A 17,367-nucleotide genomic window follows, 5' to 3' on the forward strand; every position below is an offset into this window, starting at 1 on the left:
GACGTGCTCTACCTGTACTTCGTGCTGCTGATCGGCGGGGTGTTCCTGCTGGTCGCCGGCATCATCGAGCAGCGCAGGCACTACGCCGCGCTGCACTCCATCCCCTCCCGGGTGCTGGTCAACGGCATCCGCGGCAAGTCGTCGATCACCCGGCTGTGCGCGGGCGCCCTGCGCGGCGGTGACCTGGTCACCGTCGCCAAGACGACGGGCACCGCGGCCCGCTTCATCCACCCGGACGCCACCGAGGAGCCGGTCTACCGCAAGTTCGGCATCGCCAACGTCGTCGAGCAGATCGGCATCGTCCGCCGGGCCGCCACCTACCGTCCCGACGCGCTCGTCATCGAGTGCATGGCGGTCATGCCGGCGCTCCAGGAGGTCAACCAGAGCAAGCTGATCCGCTCGACGATCGGCGTGCTGTGCAACGTCCGTGAGGACCACCTCGCCGAGATGGGCCCCACCCTGGACGACGTGGCGCGCTCGCTGTGCCGCTCGATGCCGGAGGACGGCATCTGCGTCACCGCCGAGAAGGAGCGCTTCCACATCCTCCAGGAGGAGGCGGACGCCCGGAACTGCAAGCTGGTCTACGCCGACCCGGAGACCGTCACCGACGAGGAGCTGCGCGGCTTCAGCTGGTTCACGTTCAAGGAGAACGTGGCGATCGCCCTGGTCGTCGCCGAGCTGCTGGGTGTCGAGCGGCAGGTCGCCCTGCAGGGCATGTACGACGCCCCGCCGGACCCCGGTGTGCTCTCCGTGGAGCGCTATGTCGGCCCCGACGGCAAGCGGCTGGCCTTCGCCAACGTGTTCGCGGCCAACGACCCCGAGTCGACGCTGATGAACATCAACCAGCTGCTCGACCTCGGCGCGATCCGCCGCCCCCTGAACGTCGTGATCAACTGCCGCCCGGACCGGGTGGAGCGCAACGGGCAGATGGGCGAGATCATCCCCGACCTGCAGCCGGACAACGTCTTCGTGATCGGCCACCCGGCCAAGAGCGCCATCGACGCCATCCCGGCCGACTGGCGCGACCGCGCGGTCGACCTCGGCGGCGAGCGCCGCTCGGCGGACGAGTTCATGCCGACCCTGCTCGGCCGGATGGCCGACGGCTCCTCCCTGGTCGCCATCGGCAACATCCACGGGCAGGGCGAGGAGCTGCTGGAGTACCTGGCCGAGCTGCCCGCCGACGAGAGCGCCGTGGAGGACGCACCCGAGGCGGTGACCAGTGCCCCGCAGCAGGCCCAGCGCCTCGACCCGTACGCCTCCTACCCGACGGCGTACGAGGAGCGGTACCAGGCCTCGCAGACCCAGGAGATCCCGGTCGTCCGCATCCCCGCGCAGCCCACGGCGTCGTACGGCGACACCGCGGCGGCCTACGCCGGGGCGCAGGCGCAGGCGCAGGCACCGGGCCGGCAGGCCGACGGCTGGGGCGCGCACGACGGGGGACACGCCCCGCACGCCCCGCAGCAGGGGCACGGCACGGCGGCGCCGTACGCGCAGCAGCAGCCCGCCCCCGGCGGGGAGCAGCAGGTCTCCAACTGGTTCCAGACGTCGGGCCGCCCCCAGCGCGCACCGCACCAGCCCGCCCGGCCGCAGCTCCCGCAGGGCACCGGCCCGGACGGCCACCACCCCGGGCAGCCCCACGGCACGGGTCGCCCGCCGCGGCAGCCGCACCCCGACGAGCACCAGGGCAGGCCACCGCGCCCGCCGGCCGGCGACGGCGGACACCACCCGCGCGCCTGACCCCGCGGGGCGGCCCGCCCCGCAGGCCGCCCGCCCCGCCCACGAACCCGCACCCTTCGTCCGGAGACCCCGTTGACCACCGCCGCCCTGACCCCCGAGATGGCCGCCCTGGGCATCGCCATAGGCCTGTTCTTCTCGCTGCTGTGCTATCTCACGACCAACCTGTCGCCCGGCGGAATGATCACCCCCGGCTGGCTGGCGCTGACCCTCATCGAGGACCTCCAGCGCGCGGCCATGGTGGTGGGCGTCACCGCCCTCACCTACGGCGGCACCAAGATCATGCAGCGGCTGGTGATCCTCTACGGCAAGCGGCTGTTCGCCGCCGTGGTGCTGCTCGGCGTGCTCCTCCAGGCCACGGTGATGATCGTGCTCTCCCTGGAGTTCCCGCTGCTGTACGGCAACCAGACGCTCGGCTTCATCGTGCCGGGCCTGATCGCCTACCAGATGGTGCGCCAGCCCAAGGGGGCCACGCTGCTGGCCACCGGCACGGTGTCCCTCATGGCCTACATCGTCGTCGCCGCCGGCCTGCTGCTCGGCGTCATGCCGACCGTCTGAGAACCGAGGAGCTAACGATGGCAGGGAAGAAGAAGTCGAGGCCCGTCGTCACCGGCCTGGTGCTGCTGGCGCTGGTCGGCACCTCCGGCTACCTCACGGTGGAGCTGCGCAAGCAGGAGGACCCGGGGATCACCGAGGTGCGCAACGTCGGCGTCCTGGAGGGCGGCCGCAGCACGGGCGCCGCCGAGGCCAGGACCACCTGGTCGCGGCTGGAGAACCCGGCGCGCTCGGTGCTGCGCGGGGCCGACGGGCAGATCAAGGCCGTCTTCACCGACGGCGCGCGCACCGCGACGCTGACCGGTCCGGCCCGCACCTTCCAGGAGCCCGCGTCGACCGCGTCCAAGGTCAGCACCACGGACTGGGTGCGGCTGATGCCGGAGCCGTGGACCAAGGGCGCCGAGAACAAGAAGTGGTTCAAGGACTGGTACGCCGAGTACAAGGACAGCAAGGAGGACGACATCTTCGCGTTCGCCTTCCAGTACGTGGCGGGCGCCCCGGACAAGAAGGACGAGCAGGGTGTCGTCTACGCCGGTGACGCCAGCTTCGGGCCGCTGAACACCACCGGCGCCGAGGGGGGCGACCTGCGCCTGGAGCAGTCCGACTTCTACGACTACCTCCAGGTGCCCTACCCGTTCCGGGACGGCACCGTCGGGCAGCCGGAGTCGATGCGGGCCCGCTCCATCGACTGCTCGGGCTTCATCCGGATGGTGCTGGGCTACCGGGCGCGCTTCCCGCTGATGTCCTCCGACACCTCCGGCGACGGCCTGCCCCGCACCGCGAACGGCATGGCCCGCTCCAAGGTGGGCGCCGACATCCTGCCGCTCAGCGGCATCTCCGCGAAGGACCGGCCCGCCGCGATCGACCAGCTCCAGCCGGGCGACCTCGTCTTCTTCAAGCTGGACACCCGCACCGGCCAGCGCCTGGACCACGTCGGCATGGTCCTCGGCCACGACACCGAGGGGCACCTGATCTTCGTGTCCAGCCGCGAGGAGGTCAACGGACCCACCATCGGCGACGTCGGCGGCGTCTCCCGGCTCGACGGCAACGGCTACTACGCGAAGACGCTGCGCAGCGCCAAGCGGCTCTGACCCGGGCCGGGAACCCCGGCCCGGTGGAGCCCGCCTAGCGGCGGCCGGTCACTCGCCGGCCGCCGCCGACGCCTGCGCCTCGCCGCGCCGGCGGATCTGACGGAACGTGAACTCGGCCAGGTCGTCGCCGGCCTTGAAGGCGGCGGTGTCCTTGTCCGTCATGTCCCGGCCGTTGGTGAAGCCGGTGATGGTGAAGTAGGCGTAGCGGCCGTAGGAGTTGGACGTCGAACGGCAGACCGCCGAGGTGCAGAAGTCCTTGACACCCTTGCCGGACAGCGAGCGGACGATGTCCTTCTTGGTGTCGACCTTGCCCTTGACCTTCTGCGCCTTCGCCTCGGTGTCGAAGACGGCCACGCCGACCGTCACCGCGATGCCGTCCTTGACGTACGAGACGCGCATGAAGCGGGTGCAGTCGCCCTCGGCGAGGATCTTCGGCAGCCCGCCCTTGGTGGCGGCGGAACAGTTCTTCGTGTCCTCCGTCGCGCCCTTCTTGTAGACCGTCTCCCCCATCGTCAGCTGCGTGCCGGGGAAGAGGATCTGGGCGCCCAGCGGGGCCGTGTCCTTGTTCTTGCTGGCGATGAAGTCCTTCGGGTCCAGCGGCGGCGGTGCGCTCGTCGGCGCGAACGACGGCACGGCCGCCGACTCGCCCGGCAGGTCGGCCGTCGAGGGCAGACCCGAAGCCGGTGAGCCGGACGCGGAGTTGTCCCCGTTCGCCGACACCACGGCCACGGCCACGGCCGCGCCGATGGCGACGGTGGCCAGCGCGCCACCGCCGATGAACAGCAGCCGACGCCGCTTGTTGCGGGTCTCCGACGCCTCCGCGAGCGCGGCCCAGTCCGGAGTCTGGTCGGTGCCGTCGTTCCACGGCTGCTGGGAATGCGGTTTCCAGGGATCCCACTGGGACGGGGGTCCCCCCTGCTGCCCGTAGCTCATGGGGCGCATCTTAGACGGAGCTCGGGTGTGCCGGTCCGCCCCAAAGGGCCCTTCGGCACCTAGCGTTCAGGGGATGAGCGAGCGCAAAAGCGACATCTCCGGGTGGTTGGTACGACCGGCGAGCGTGCCGTTGTGGGTCGCCCTGGCCGCCGTGCTGGGGGCCCTCGTGGCGCGCACGGCCCGTCTGACCTCGCGCGGAGGCATGGACAACGCCATCGTCGTCCGCGCGGCCAAGGTCTGGCTGGAGGGCGGCTCGCCGTATGACGACCCCCACTTCCTCTATCTGCCGAGCGCGGTGCTGGCCGCGGCCCCGCAGGTGCTGATGGACCGGGACGTGCTGCTCGTGCTGGCGCCCCTCACGGTGACCGCCTGCCTGGTCGGCGGGTGGGTCTGCGCACTGCGGCTGCACGGCGTCCCGCTGCGCAGCCGCTTCGCCGCCCTCGGGCTGCTCGGGCTCGCGGCGGGCTTCGCCCCCTTCGCCCATCTCGTCTGGCTGGGCAACTGGACGGCGACCGCGGCCCTGGCCCTGCCCCTGGCACTGCTCCTCGCGGGACGCGGGCGCTGGGTGTCCGCCGCGGCCGTGCTCGGCGCCGCGATCGCGCTGAAGCCGCTGCTCGCGCCGATGGCCCTGCTGTTCCTGTTCGCCCGGCGGTGGCGGGCCCTCGCGGTGCTGGTCGCGGTGCCGGTGGCGGCCTCGGCCGGCGCGGCCCTCACCCTGCCGGACCCGGCCGGGTTCTTCACCCGGACCGTGCCGTTCCTGCTCAGCGGCGACGACCGGTTCGTACGGCTCTACGAGGCCTCCCCGGCGGCCGTACTGCCCAGGATGGGGGTGCCCGGGCCGCTGGCCGGCGCCCTCGGGTGCGCGCTGGCGGCGGCGGGCGTCTGGTGTGCGTACCGGCGCTGGCACGGGGGCGGCGGCCCCCTGCGGTACGCGGAGACCGGGGCGCTGCTGATGCTCTCGGCCTTCCTGGTCTCCCGGCCGTCGTACGACCACTATCTGCTGGTCCCGGTGCCGCTGCTGCTGGCCGGGCTGCCGTACGCGGCCTCGGTGACCCGCTCGGTCTGGTTCTGGATGGCACTGGTGCCGCAGTTGCCCGGGGTGACCTGGCCCTATCTGGAGGAGGGCGAGCGGCGGGCCTTCCGGGACGCGGTGACGCTGTGCGCCCTGGCGGTGACGGTGGGACTGCACGCCCTGCGGCAGCCCGGCCCGGAGACGGCGCCGTCCGTGCCGGTCCCGCCCTCGCGCGGGGTGGCGGCGCGCAGCGGTGCGTCCGGCGCGTGAGCGGGAGGGCCCCGCGCGTCGACTACCCTGGGCACGGAACAGCGACGCCGGCCGTGGGCAACCCGTTTTGACCCGGCTGGGGCGCCGCAGGTATCCTGCATGTTCGTTGTGTATTGGCTTGCTCATTCTCACGGGACGGGCCCTTACACCGGTCCACCGGGCCGATGACCAGCAACCCCACGTACGCGGTATGCGTCGCCGCAGTGGCTCAGGCTGTCGTGATCGTTTCGGTGACCTGTTCAGGACCATTCACTCGAAGCGAAGGCTACGAACCGTGCGTACGTACAGCCCCAAGCCCGGCGATGTGACGCGCCAGTGGCACGTCATCGACGCTCAGGACGTCGTCCTGGGTCGTCTCGCCACCACTGCCGCGACGCTCCTCCGGGGCAAGCACAAGCCGATCTACGCGCCGCACGTCGACGCTGGTGACTTCGTCATCATCATCAACGCCGACAAGGTGCACCTCTCCGGCAACAAGCGGACCCAGAAGATGGCGTACCGCCACTCCGGCTACCCGGGTGGTCTGCGCTCCGTCCGTTACGACGAGCTCCTCGACAAGAACCCCGAGAAGGCCATCGAGAAGGCCGTCAAGGGCATGCTCCCCAAGAACACGCTGGGCCGTCAGATGCTCTCGAAGCTGAAGGTCTACAAGGGTGACCAGCACCCGCACGGCGCGCAGCAGCCGCAGCCGTACGAGATCACCCAGGTCGCGCAGTAAGTCCGGCCACCCCCTAAGACTGAAGAGAATCTGAGGAGAATCGTGGCCGAGACCACTGCCGAGCAGCCGCTCGAAGAGCTTGACATCGACAGCTACACCAGCGAGTCCGAGGTTCCGGTGGAGGGCGAGTACACCTCCGAGTCCCTCGCCTCGCGCTTCGGTGAGCCCCAGCCGGCCGCCGGCCTGGGCCGTCGCAAGAACGCCATCGCCCGTGTCCGGATCGTCCCGGGCACCGGCAAGTGGAAGATCAACGGTCGCACCCTCGAGGACTACTTCCCGAACAAGGTGCACCAGCAGGAAGTCAACGAGCCCTTCAAGGTGCTCGAGCTCGAGGGTCGTTACGACGTCGTCGCCCGTATCTCCGGTGGCGGTGTCTCCGGTCAGGCCGGTGCGCTCCGTCTCGGTGTCGCCCGCGCGCTGAACGAGGCCGACGTCGACAACAACCGCGGCCCGCTGAAGAAGGCCGGCTTCCTCAAGCGCGACGACCGTGCGGTCGAGCGCAAGAAGGCCGGTCTCAAGAAGGCCCGCAAGGCCCCGCAGTACAGCAAGCGCTAAGCGCCAGCTGCCTCTGCACGTACTCCGGTACTCCGAACGCCCCGGCGGCACGCCACTGTGCCACCGGGGCGTTCGTCTTATCACCGGGCGCGGGCGTATAACGGCACAAGACGTTCAAAGGCTTGTGTGATCCGATGCCCCGGCATGGAATGCCGGGGAGCGGGAGCCACCGGCGGCCGCGTCAGGGCGGGCGCCGGCTCCGCTTCCCGGAAATGAAGTTTCCTCAGGAGGACAAGTGGGACGACTCTTCGGCACGGACGGCGTGCGGGGTGTCGCCAACGCGGATCTGACGGCCGAGATGGCCCTCGGTCTCTCCGTGGCGGCGGCGCACGTACTGGCCGAGGCGGGCACCTTCGAGGGCCACCGGCCGACCGCGGTGGTCGGAAGGGACCCGCGCGCGTCCGGGGAGTTCCTGGAGGCCGCCGTGGTGGCGGGCCTCGCGAGCGCCGGAGTGGACGTCCTGCGCGTCGGCGTGCTGCCGACGCCCGCGGTGGCGTATCTCACGGGCGCGCTCGGCGCCGACCTCGGAGTCATGCTCTCCGCCAGCCACAACGCCATGCCCGACAACGGCATCAAGTTCTTCGCCCGCGGCGGCCACAAGCTCGCCGACGAACTGGAGGACCGGATCGAGTCGGTGTACGACTCCCACCGGCACGGCGAGCCGTGGGAGCGGCCGACGGGCGCGGGCGTCGGCCGGGTGCGCGACTACGAGGAGGGCTTCGACGCCTACGTCGGGCACCTTCTGAACGTGCTGCCCAACCGGCTGGACGGGCTGAAGATCGTCCTCGACGAGGCGCACGGCGCCGCGGCCGGTGTCTCCCCGGAGGCGTTCCGGCGGGCCGGTGCCGAGGTCGTCACCATCGGGGCCGAGCCGGACGGGCTCAACATCAACGACGGCTGCGGCTCCACCCATCTGGACAAGCTGAAGGCCGCCGTCGTCGAGCACGGCGCCCACCTCGGGATCGCGCACGACGGCGACGCCGACCGCTGCCTCGCCGTCGACCACACCGGTGACGAGGTGGACGGCGACCAGATCCTCGCCGTACTGGCGCTCGCCATGCGGGAGCGCTCCGAACTGCGGTCCGACACCGTGGTGGCGACCGTCATGTCCAACCTGGGTTTCAAACTGGCGCTGGAGCGCGAGGGCCTGAAGCTGGTGCAGACGTCCGTCGGCGACCGGTACGTCCTGGAGGAGATGAAGGAGCACGGCTACGCCCTCGGCGGCGAGCAGTCCGGGCACGTCATCATCCTCGACCACGCCACCACCGGCGACGGCACGCTGACCGGGCTGCTGCTCGCCGCCCGCGTCGCGCAGACCGGGCGCCCGCTGCGGGAGCTGGCCGGAGTGATGGACCGGCTGCCGCAGGTGCTGATCAACGTCCCCGACGTCGACAAGTCGCGGGTGAAGACCTCGGCCGAGCTCGCCGCCGCCGTCACCGAGGCCGAGCGTGAACTCGGCGCCACCGGACGGGTGTTGCTGCGTTCCTCGGGCACCGAACCGCTGGTCCGCGTGATGGTCGAGGCCGCCGACATCGAGCAGGCGCAGTCCGTGGCCGGACGGCTGGCCGACGTGGTGAAGTCCGCGCTGGGCTGACCGCGCCTTCCTGGAGCGGAGGTTCCGTCCACCGCGGCCGAGCCGCCGGTGACGGGCCTCCATCCAGGGGGACGGGTCCGTGGCGCGTGGAGTGGCGCCGCGTCCGACGCGGGACGCGACCCTAGTTTCAGGGTCCATGGACTCATCGAGGAACCTCGTACCGCCTCCCGTTCACGCCGCCTCCAGCGCGCCGAGCCGCCGGACCGCGCTCGCCGGACTCTTCGCGGGCGCCGCCGGAGCGGTGGGGGGCGTCGGCCTCGGCGCACCGGCCGCCTCCGCCGCACCCGCCGGTGCCGTCGCCGCCGGCCCGACCCCCGACGGCTCGCCGACGCCCGGTGCCATGCAGCTCTTCGCCGACCCGGGACTCAACTTCGGCGCCCTGCTGGCTCTGGGGGCCGCGGGCGGCAGGGCCTCCGAGGTCGGCGAAGTCCTCACCGCCGTCAACGCGATCAACGCGGCCGGGGCGAACGAGAACACGTACACCGCGGAGTTCCGCGCCTGGGGCGACCGGCTCGACTCCCTGCGCACCGGCCATCGGGAGACCGACCGGTTCCGCTCGCTGCGCGCCGCGCAGTACTACGGCCAGGCGCTGTTCTTCGTCCTGGGCTCCAGCACCCCCGGTGACGAGGAGCCGCTCTACCTCGCCGGGCGCCGCAACTGGGAGAGGTTCGCCCGGCTCTGCGACCCCGCCGCGACCACCGACCGGGTCCCGTACGGCAGGACGCCGCTGCCTGTGTGGTTCTTCCGGCCCGACACCTCCGGCACGCCCCGCCCGACGGTGATCCTGACCAACGGCAGCGACGGGCAGAACGTCGACATGTGGACGTACGGGGTCATGGCCGCGCTCGACCGGGGCTGGAACGCGCTCGTCTACGACGGCCCCGGGCAGGGGCAGTTGCTCTTCGTCGACGAGGTGGTGTTCACCCCGCGCTGGGAGCAGGTGGTCGGCCCCCTGATCGACTGGCTGCTGCGCCGGTCCGACGTCGACGGCCGGCGGATCGCGCTGACCGGACTGTCGATGGGCGGCAATCTGGCTCCGCGCGCCGCCGCCTTCGACCACCGGATCGCCGCGCTCGTCGCGATGCCCGGCTGCCTCGACCCGTGGCTGGCCTTCCCCGCGGAGCTGCGGGAGATCCTCACCCCGGACCGGGAGGAGACCAACCGGATCTGGAACGAGGAGGTCGTGCCCGAGCTGGGCCCGTCCGAGGCGTACCTGGTGAAGAAGCGGTTCGAGCCGTTCTCCGTCGAGGCGATGCTCGAAGCGCGCCGGGGGCGGATGTTCACCGACTTCTGGACCGCCGCGCGGCGGGTCGCGGCCATGGACATCACCGGTGTGGTCCGCCGGATCGAGGCGCCGACACTCGTGCTCGACTACGAGGACGAGCAGTTCTACCCCGGCCAGCCGCGGGAGATGTACGAACTGCTGCGCGCCCCCAAGGAGTACATCAGGCTGACGTCCGCCACGGGGGCCCAACTGCACTGCTCGCCGATGGCGCCCCAGCAGCACTGCGAGGTCGTGTTCGACTGGCTGGAGGACACCGTGGGCCGCCGCAGCTGATGCCACGGGCGTGCGGCGTCGAGGCGGCGGACCGCGCGGCGTGCCGCGTCGTGCGGTCCTCGCCTTCTCAGACGGCGTTGACCTTGCGCGGCTGCCGCGACCACAGCCACTTCTGGAGCACCAGCGTGAGCGTGCCGGCCAGGACGATGCCCAGCAGGTTCAGCAGGAGCTGTTCCGAGGAGCGCCAGGTCTGCCAGGTGTCGCCGTAGCTGAGGGCGACTGCCGCGTTGGCGGCGGCCGGCACCGTCGTCACCGAGATGGCGACGCCCACCAGGGCGCCGGACTTGGCCGAGGTCAGCGAGAGCGTGCCGGCGGTCCCGGCGAGGACCGCCACGATGAACGAGAACCAGTCGGGGGCGTAGACGAAGGCCGTGTTGGGCCGGTCGGCCTCCAACTGCCGTTCGGAGAAAAGCCCCAGGGCGTCCATGAACCAGCTGAAGCCGACGGTCACCGCCATCGCCACGGCGAACCCGGCGATGAGCGCGACCACCGACCGCAGTGCGAGCCGGGGTTGCCGCCGCACGGTCGCCGTGGAGATCCCGGCCAGTGGGCCGAACTCCGGGCCGACCGCCATCGCCCCGACGATCAGCACCGCGTTGTCCAGCACGACACCGCAGGCCGCGATCATGGTGGCGAGCGTGATGAACGCCAGATAGGTCGCGGAGAGTGTGGACTCCTCGTGCGTGGCCTCCGTCAGGTGGTCCCACAGCACGGCGTCCGCGGGTTCGCCGGGGGCGTCCTTCTCGGCCTGTTCGGCCCGCCGGGACAGCGACAGGTCGATGTTCTCCACGGCGATGGACCCGTCGTCCTCGAGACCCAGACGCTGGAGCCCGGTGAGGAGCGCGTCGCCCGACTCGCGCGCCACGTCGCACAGGACGAGGTCCCCGGCGGGGTCGCGGGCCGCGCCGGGCAGGACGACGAGATGGGCCGTCCCCACCGTCCGCTCGATCAGCCCGACGACGTCCTCGGTCCGTTCGGGCGGCGAGATCAGTCGCAGGTGGAGCATGGGGGCAGCGTAGCCGTCACAGTTTGCGCAGGCTCAGCCGCTGCACCTTGTGGTCGGCGCCCTTGCGGACGACCAGGGTGGCCCGGCCGCGGGTGGGGGCGATGTTCTCCACCAGGTTCGGCTTGTTGATGGTCCGCCACATGGTGCGGGCGTAGTCGAGGGCCTCCTCCTCGGACACCTGCGTGTACTTGCGGAAGTACGAGGAGGGGTCCTGGAAGGCGGTCTCGCGCAGCCGCTTGAAGCGGTGCAGATACCAGCGCTCGATGTCCTCGGTGCGGGCGTCGACGTACACGCTGAAGTCGAAGTAGTCGGCGAGACCGACCCGGGTGCGGCCGTCCTTGCCCGGGAGGGCGGGCTGGAGGACGTTCAGGCCCTCGACGATGAGGATGTCGGGCCGGCGCACGGTGAGCCGCTTGTCCGGGACGATGTCGTAGATCAGGTGCGAGTAGACGGGGGCGGTGACCTCGTCCTTGCCCGCCTTGATGTCGGCGACGAAGCGGGTGAGCGCGCGCCGGTCGTACGACTCCGGGAACCCCTTGCGCGACATCAGGCCGCGCGCCTGCAGTTCCTCGGTGGGCAGCAGGAAGCCGTCGGTGGTGACCAGTTCGACCCGCGGATGCTCGGGCCAGCGCGACAGCAGCGCCTGCAGCAGACGGGCCACCGTGGACTTGCCGACGGCGACCGAGCCGGCGACGCCTATCACGAAGGGTGTGCCGGACTGGGAGCCCTGCTCGCCGAGGAAGGTGTTCAGCGCGCCGCGCAGACCGTCCGTGGCACCGACGTAGAGGTTGAGGAGGCGGGAGAGCGGCAGGTAGATGTCCCGCACCTCGTCGAGGTCGATGACATCGCCGAGACCGCGCAGCTTCTCGACCTCCTCCGCCGTGAGCGGCAGCGGGGTCTTGTCGCGCAGCGCACTCCACTCCGAGCGGGTGAGGTCCACGTAGGGAGTCGCCTCCGGCCGCTGCCGGTGGGCGCTCCGGGGCATCGAGGAGACCGGAGAGATCACAGTCCATTGTTACGGCAGTACGAAAGGACGGCAGGGTGGGATCCGTCACGTGACGGCGACCCGGCTGCTTCCGGTCGTCCGGAGCGTTCGTACCACCGTAGGAATTTCCGAAATCGGGCACGAATCGGCGCTTCGGGTCCCGGATCCGCCCGTAGGCTGCCGCGCATGTGCGGAATCGTGGGATACGTGGGGTCGCAGCCGGCGCTCGACATCGTCATGGCCGGACTGAAGCGGCTGGAGTACCGGGGCTACGACTCGGCCGGGGTCGCCGTGCTCGCGGACGGCGGGCTGGCGGCCGGGAAGAAGGCCGGAAAGCTCGTCAACCTGGAGAAGGAGCTGACGGAGCGGCCGCTGCCGACCGGCACCACCGGCATCGGGCACACCCGCTGGGCCACGCACGGCGGCCCCACGGACGCCAACGCCCACCCGCACCTGGACAACGCCGGACGGGTCGCCGTCGTCCACAACGGCATCATCGAGAACTTCGCCGCCCTGCGCGCCGAGCTGACCGAGCGCGGCCACGACCTTGCCTCCGAGACCGACACCGAGGTCGTCGCCCATCTGCTCGCCGAGGAGTTCTCGGTGACGGCCGACCTCGCCGAGGCCATGCGGCTGGTGTGCCGCCGGCTGGAGGGCGCCTTCACCCTGGTCGCCGTGCACGCCGACGAGCCGGACGTCGTCGTGGGCGCCCGGCGCAACTCACCGCTCGTGGTGGGCGTCGGCGAGGGCGAGGCCTTCCTCGCGTCGGACGTCGCCGCGTTCATCGCCCACACCCGCTCGGCGATCGAGCTGGGCCAGGACCAGGTCGTGGAGCTGCGCCGGGACGGGGTGCGGGTCACCGGGTTCGACGGGCAACCCGCCGACGTGCGCTCCTACCGGGTCGACTGGGACGCGGCCGCCGCGGAGAAGGGCGGCTACGACTACTTCATGCTCAAGGAGATCGCCGAGCAGCCCAAGGCGGTCGCCGACACCCTGCTGGGACGCATCGACGCGGCCGGCTCGCTCCGGCTCGACGAGGTGCGGATCGGCGCCTCCGAGCTGCGCGAGGTCGACAAGGTCGTCATCGTCGCCTGCGGTACGGCCTTCCACGCCGGGCTCATCGCCAAGTACGCCATCGAGCACTGGACGCGCATCCCGTGCGAGGTGGAGCTGGCGAGCGAGTTCCGGTACCGGGACCCGATCATGGACCAGCAGACGCTGGTCGTCGCCATCTCCCAGTCCGGCGAGACCATGGACACTCTCATGGCACTGCGGCACGCCCGTGAGCAGGGCGCCCGGGTGCTGGCGATCTGCAACACCAACGGGTCGACGATCCCGCGCGAGTCCGACGCCGTGCTCTACACGCACGCCGGGCCGGAGGTCGCGGTCGCCTCGACGAAGGCGTTCCTGACGCAGCTGGTCGCCTGCTATCTGGTGGCCCTGTACCTGGGGCAGGTGCGGGGCACCAAGTGGGGCGACGAGATCCGCGCGGTCATCCGGGACCTCTCGCAGATCGCCGGCGCGGTCGACCGGGTGCTGGAGACCATGGAACCGGTGCGGGAGCTGGCGCGGAGCCTCGCCGCGAAGAACACGGTGCTGTTCCTCGGCCGGCACGTGGGCTATCCGGTCGCCCTGGAGGGCGCCCTGAAGCTGAAGGAGCTCGCCTACATGCACGCCGAGGGCTTCGCGGCGGGCGAGCTGAAGCACGGCCCGATCGCCCTGATCGAGGACGACCTGCCCGTCGTCGTGGTCGTGCCGTCGCCGCGGGGCCGGTCGGTCCTGCACGACAAGATCGTCTCCAACATCCAGGAGATCCGGGCGCGGGGCGCGCGCACCATCGTCATCGCGGAGGAGGGCGACGAGGCGGTCGTGCCGTACGCCGACCACCTCATCCGCATCCCGGCCACCCCGACCCTGCTTCAGCCGCTGGTGGCCACCGTGCCGCTCCAGGTCTTCGCCTGCGAACTGGCGACGGCCCGCGGCAACGAGGTGGACCAGCCGCGGAACCTGGCGAAGTCGGTGACGGTGGAGTAGGCGGCGGGAAAACCCCGGCGCGCGGAGCCGCCCGTTGCCTACGCTCCCGGCATGACGATCACGTACGCGTGGCGGGGCGACTTCGAGGACGCGGCCGTCGACGCCCTGCACGGCGAGGCGTTCGGGCACGCTCCGACGGGCACCGAGTGGGGCGCGCGGGTGCGCCGGCACAGCCTCGGCTGGGTCTGCGCGCGGCGGGACGGGCGGCTCGTCGGGTTCGTCAACGTCGTGTGGGACGGCGGTGCGCACGCCTTCCTCCTCGACACGATGGTCGCCTCGGACCGGCGGGGGAGGGGCGTCGGGACCGAGCTCGTGGCCGTCGCCGCCGAGGAGGCCCGCTCGGCGGGCTGCCACTGGCTGCACGTCGACTTCGAAGAGGGGCTGCGGCCCTTCTACCTCGAGGCGTGCGGGTTCCGGGCGACGGACGCGGGCTGATCGCCCTGCGGTGACCCGGCGCCCGCTCAGCCCACCACGTCCCGCCACGCCTCCGGGATGCCCTCCGCCACGTCGTGGGCGCCCACCGGGGCGCCGTCCGCCGCGAACCGCCCCGACAGGCCGTGCAGATACGCCCCCGCGCTCGCCGCGTCCAGCGGCGCCAGGCCCGCCGCCAGCAGGGAGCCCGCGAGGCCCGACAGGACGTCCCCGCTGCCTGCCGTGGCCAGCCAGGACGTGCCCGTGGGGTTCACCCGGACCGGGCCGGTGCCCCCGGCGCCGGCCACCAGGGTCGTGGACCCCTTCAGCAGCACGGTCGCCTCGTAGCGCGCCGCCAGCTCCCGGACCGAGGTCAGCCGGGCCGCCTCGACCTCCTCGCGGGTGACACCGAGCAGCGCCGCCGCCTCCCCGGCGTGCGGGGTCATCAGCGTCGGCGCCGTCCGCGCCCGTACCGCCTCCCGGTCCGCCAGCCGCAGCCCGTCGGCGTCGATCAGCACCGGCACGTCCGCCGCCAGCACCTCGGCGACCGTCGCCGCGTCGTCCCCGGCGCCCGGCCCGACCACCCACGCCTGCACGCGCCCGGCCTTCGCCGGCCCCCGATCCGACACCAGCGTCTCCGGGAACCGTGCGATCACCGCGTCGGCGGCCGGGCCGACGTACCGCACCGCGCCCGCACCGCCGCGCAGCGCGCCCGACACCGCGAGCACGGCCGCCCCCGGATAGCGCGCCGAGCCCGCCGCGATGCCGACCACGCCCCGGCGGTACTTGTCGGACTCCGCCGCAGGCACCGGCAACAGACGCGCCACGTCCGCGTGTTGCAGCGCCTCCAGTTCCACCGCGTCGTGCGGCAGCGTCAGCCCGATGTCGACCAGCCGCACCACACCGGCGTGTTCGCGGGCCGGGTCGATCAGCAGCCCCGGCTTGTGCGTGCCGAACGTGACCGTGAGGTCCGCCCGCGTCGCCGTCCCGTGCACCTCGCCCGTGTCGGCGTCCACACCGCTCGGCAGGTCCACCGCGACCACCGGCACCCGGGCCCGCTCCGCCGCGTGCGCCAGCGCCGCCGCCTCGGGGCGCAGCCCGCCCTTGCCGCCGATCCCTACGATGCCGTCCACGACGAGGTCGGCGCGTTCGACCAACTCCGCGCCCGCGTCGGCGCCGACGCTCCGCCCGCCCGCCTTCCGCAGCGCGGCCAGGCCGCCCGGGTGCGCCCGCTCCGGGGAGAGCAGCACCGCCGTGACGCCGGCTCCGCGCCGGGCCAGCCGGGCACCGGCGTACAGGGCGTCGCCGCCGTTGTCGCCGCTGCCGACGAGCAGCACCACCCGGCTGCCGTACACCCGGCCCAGCAGGTCCGCGCAGGCCGCGGCGAGTCCGGCCGCCGCCCGCTGCATCAGCGCCCCCTCGGGGAGCCGTGCCATCAGCTCCCGTTCGGCCGCCCTTACCGTCTCCACGCCGTACGCAGTCCGCATACGACCGAGTCTGACGCACCGGGCGTGACCCGGCGCATCGAATCAGCCTTCGGCGATCACGACCGCCGAGGCGACCCCCGCGTCATGGCTGAGGGACACGTGCCAGGACCGCACGCCGAGTTCGGCCGCGCGGGCCGCCACCGTGCCGCGCACCCGCAGCCGCGGCCGGCCGCTGTCCTCGACGTAGACCTCGGCGTCGGTCCACAGCAGGCCCGCCGGCGCGCCGAGCGCCTTCGCGAGGGCCTCCTTGGCGGCGAAGCGCGCGGCGAGCGAGGCGACGCCCCGGCGTTCACCGCCGGACAGCAGCAACTCGCTCTCCAGGAACAGCCGTTCGGCCAGCCCGGGCGTGCGGCGCAGCGCCGCGTCGAACCTGTCGATCTCGGCCACGTCGATGCCGACCCCGATGATGCTCATGGCGAGCACCCTATGGGTCCTCGTACGGGTGACCCCGCCGCGCGGCGCCTCCCACCGGGCCCGGAGCGCACGCTTCCCTGTGCGCATGATCAGCGGACGTATCGCCTGCCGGAGCATCGCCGTGATGCTCGCGGCGGCCTCCCTGCTGCCCGTCGGCAGCGCCTCGGCGGACCCCGAGCCCCCGGCCGGCGGGCCGGGCGCCGAACTCGTACCGGGTGTCCCCCTCGACTTGCTCCAGCCCGCCCCGGCCGACACCGCGGACCAGGCCCTGCCGCCCAAGGTGTACGAGCCCAGCGCCGAGGAGGACGCCGTCGAGCCGAAGGACGCCCCCGACGCGACACGCGACCTCGTCGAGTACGTCACTCCGATGGACGCCCTCGGCGGCGTGAAGTGCAGCGACGAGGACGGGCCGCACCAGCGGGAGGTCGAGCGGTGGCTGGGGCGGAAGGCGGACGGCGAGCAGTCCGCCGCCGACTGCCGGGCCATCCGCCGCTTCCAGGTCAAGCACAGGATCAAGCCCGCGATCGGCTTCGCGGGACCGGTCACCTGGGCCACCATGCGGCTGGAGTCGGCGCGCAAGAACCCCAACGCCGCCGGGAAGTGCCCCGTGCGGGCGTACCGGGTCGCCTGCGTGGACCTCGACCGGCAGATCGCCTGGGTGCAGACGGGCCGCAAGGTCGTCTTCCAGCCGGTGTCCGTGCGCAGCGGACGCAAGGGCTACGGCACCCGCGCCGGGTGGCACCGCGTCTACTGGCGGCACAAGAACCACGTGTCGACGCTCTACAACAGCCCGATGCCGTACGCGCAGTTCTTCGACGGCGGGCAGGCCTTCCACGGCGTCTACGGCAGCATCTTCACCGAGGTCGGCTCCATGGGCTGCGTGAACATGCGCCTGGACGACGCCCGCGCCCTGTGGAAGCTGCTGAGGAAGGGCGACCGCGTCTACGTGTGGGGCCACCGGACCGAGGGCTGATCGGGTCCCGGGGGTCCGGCGCGACGGCGTCGCCGGG

The 17,367-nt window shown here is 72.3% G+C and carries 16 protein-coding genes; 11 read left to right on the forward strand and 5 right to left on the reverse strand.

Going from position 1 to position 17,367, the window contains the following annotated elements:
• Positions 1-3: 3 nt before the first annotated feature.
• The 3 genes from pgsB (at position 4) to DC008_RS20980 (ending at position 3,380) form a co-directional block, all read left to right on the forward strand.
• Positions 4-1,737, forward strand: a complete 1,734-nt coding sequence (gene pgsB / locus DC008_RS20970) for a poly-gamma-glutamate synthase PgsB (RefSeq protein ID WP_108708266.1) — start codon at positions 4-6, stop codon at positions 1,735-1,737.
• A 72-nt stretch (positions 1,738-1,809) separates the two neighbouring features.
• The gene (locus DC008_RS20975; protein WP_030950648.1) at positions 1,810-2,292 is read left to right on the forward strand and encodes a poly-gamma-glutamate biosynthesis protein PgsC/CapC; all 483 of its coding nucleotides are present in this window, start codon (positions 1,810-1,812) and stop codon (positions 2,290-2,292) included.
• Between the two features lie 17 nt (positions 2,293-2,309).
• Positions 2,310-3,380, forward strand: coding sequence for a C40 family peptidase (locus tag DC008_RS20980; protein ID WP_108708267.1), 1,071 nt, complete (start codon positions 2,310-2,312; stop codon positions 3,378-3,380).
• 48 nt (positions 3,381-3,428) lie between these two features.
• On the opposite strand, the gene DC008_RS20985 is transcribed toward DC008_RS20980, so the two are convergent.
• Positions 3,429-4,313, reverse strand: coding sequence for a hypothetical protein (locus DC008_RS20985; RefSeq protein ID WP_108708268.1), 885 nt, complete (start codon positions 4,311-4,313; stop codon positions 3,429-3,431).
• Positions 4,314-4,386: 73 nt separating this feature from the next.
• Between DC008_RS20985 and DC008_RS20990 the strand changes: the two genes are divergently transcribed.
• The 5 genes from DC008_RS20990 (at position 4,387) to DC008_RS21010 (ending at position 10,020) form a co-directional block, all read left to right on the forward strand.
• Positions 4,387-5,595, forward strand: coding sequence for a glycosyltransferase 87 family protein (locus tag DC008_RS20990; protein ID WP_108708269.1), 1,209 nt, complete (start codon positions 4,387-4,389; stop codon positions 5,593-5,595).
• A 274-nt stretch (positions 5,596-5,869) separates the two neighbouring features.
• Positions 5,870-6,313: a 50S ribosomal protein L13 gene (gene rplM / locus DC008_RS20995; protein WP_010036634.1), complete on the forward strand. Its 444-nt coding sequence runs from the start codon at positions 5,870-5,872 to the stop codon at positions 6,311-6,313.
• A gap of 42 nt (positions 6,314-6,355) precedes the next feature.
• Positions 6,356-6,868: a 30S ribosomal protein S9 gene (gene rpsI, locus DC008_RS21000; RefSeq protein ID WP_055622521.1), complete on the forward strand. Its 513-nt coding sequence runs from the start codon at positions 6,356-6,358 to the stop codon at positions 6,866-6,868.
• 235 nt (positions 6,869-7,103) lie between these two features.
• Positions 7,104-8,462, forward strand: a complete 1,359-nt coding sequence (gene glmM / locus DC008_RS21005; protein ID WP_108708270.1) for a phosphoglucosamine mutase — start codon at positions 7,104-7,106, stop codon at positions 8,460-8,462.
• Between the two features lie 136 nt (positions 8,463-8,598).
• Positions 8,599-10,020 carry an alpha/beta hydrolase family protein gene (locus tag DC008_RS21010; protein ID WP_108708271.1) on the forward strand — a complete coding sequence of 474 codons (1,422 nt, stop codon included), beginning with the start codon at positions 8,599-8,601 and terminating at the stop codon, positions 10,018-10,020.
• A 67-nt stretch (positions 10,021-10,087) separates the two neighbouring features.
• Here the strand turns inward: DC008_RS21010 and DC008_RS21015 are convergent, their stop codons facing one another.
• Positions 10,088-11,026: a DUF389 domain-containing protein gene (locus DC008_RS21015; RefSeq protein ID WP_108708272.1), complete on the reverse strand. Its 939-nt coding sequence runs from the start codon at positions 11,024-11,026 to the stop codon at positions 10,088-10,090.
• Positions 11,027-11,042: 16 nt separating this feature from the next.
• Positions 11,043-12,011 carry a type I pantothenate kinase gene (coaA, locus tag DC008_RS21020; protein WP_055622517.1) on the reverse strand — a complete coding sequence of 323 codons (969 nt, stop codon included), beginning with the start codon at positions 12,009-12,011 and terminating at the stop codon, positions 11,043-11,045.
• A 186-nt stretch (positions 12,012-12,197) separates the two neighbouring features.
• Between coaA and glmS the strand changes: the two genes are divergently transcribed.
• Together glmS and DC008_RS21030 are read left to right on the forward strand one after the other, a co-directional pair.
• The gene (gene glmS, locus DC008_RS21025) at positions 12,198-14,045 is read left to right on the forward strand and encodes a glutamine--fructose-6-phosphate transaminase (isomerizing) (protein ID WP_108708273.1); all 1,848 of its coding nucleotides are present in this window, start codon (positions 12,198-12,200) and stop codon (positions 14,043-14,045) included.
• Positions 14,046-14,096: 51 nt separating this feature from the next.
• Complete coding sequence (locus DC008_RS21030) at positions 14,097-14,480, forward strand: GNAT family N-acetyltransferase (protein WP_108708274.1); 384 nt, start codon at positions 14,097-14,099, stop codon at positions 14,478-14,480.
• Positions 14,481-14,506: 26 nt separating this feature from the next.
• Here the strand turns inward: DC008_RS21030 and DC008_RS21035 are convergent, their stop codons facing one another.
• Both DC008_RS21035 and DC008_RS21040 read right to left on the reverse strand, forming a co-directional pair.
• Entirely contained in the window at positions 14,507-15,943 is a 1,437-nt protein-coding gene (locus DC008_RS21035) for an NAD(P)H-hydrate dehydratase (protein ID WP_108708275.1), read from the reverse strand.
• A gap of 42 nt (positions 15,944-15,985) precedes the next feature.
• Positions 15,986-16,357: a holo-ACP synthase gene (locus DC008_RS21040; protein WP_108710792.1), complete on the reverse strand. Its 372-nt coding sequence runs from the start codon at positions 16,355-16,357 to the stop codon at positions 15,986-15,988.
• 85 nt (positions 16,358-16,442) lie between these two features.
• Between DC008_RS21040 and DC008_RS21045 the strand changes: the two genes are divergently transcribed.
• On the forward strand, positions 16,443-17,330 hold the full coding sequence (locus DC008_RS21045; protein WP_244221389.1) for a L,D-transpeptidase family protein: 888 nt from the start codon (positions 16,443-16,445) through the stop codon (positions 17,328-17,330).
• The last annotated feature ends 37 nt before the right edge of the window (positions 17,331-17,367 follow it).

This window comes from Streptomyces nigra (assembly GCF_003074055.1).
In the GTDB taxonomy this organism is placed as follows: Bacteria; Actinomycetota; Actinomycetes; order Streptomycetales; family Streptomycetaceae; genus Streptomyces; species Streptomyces nigra.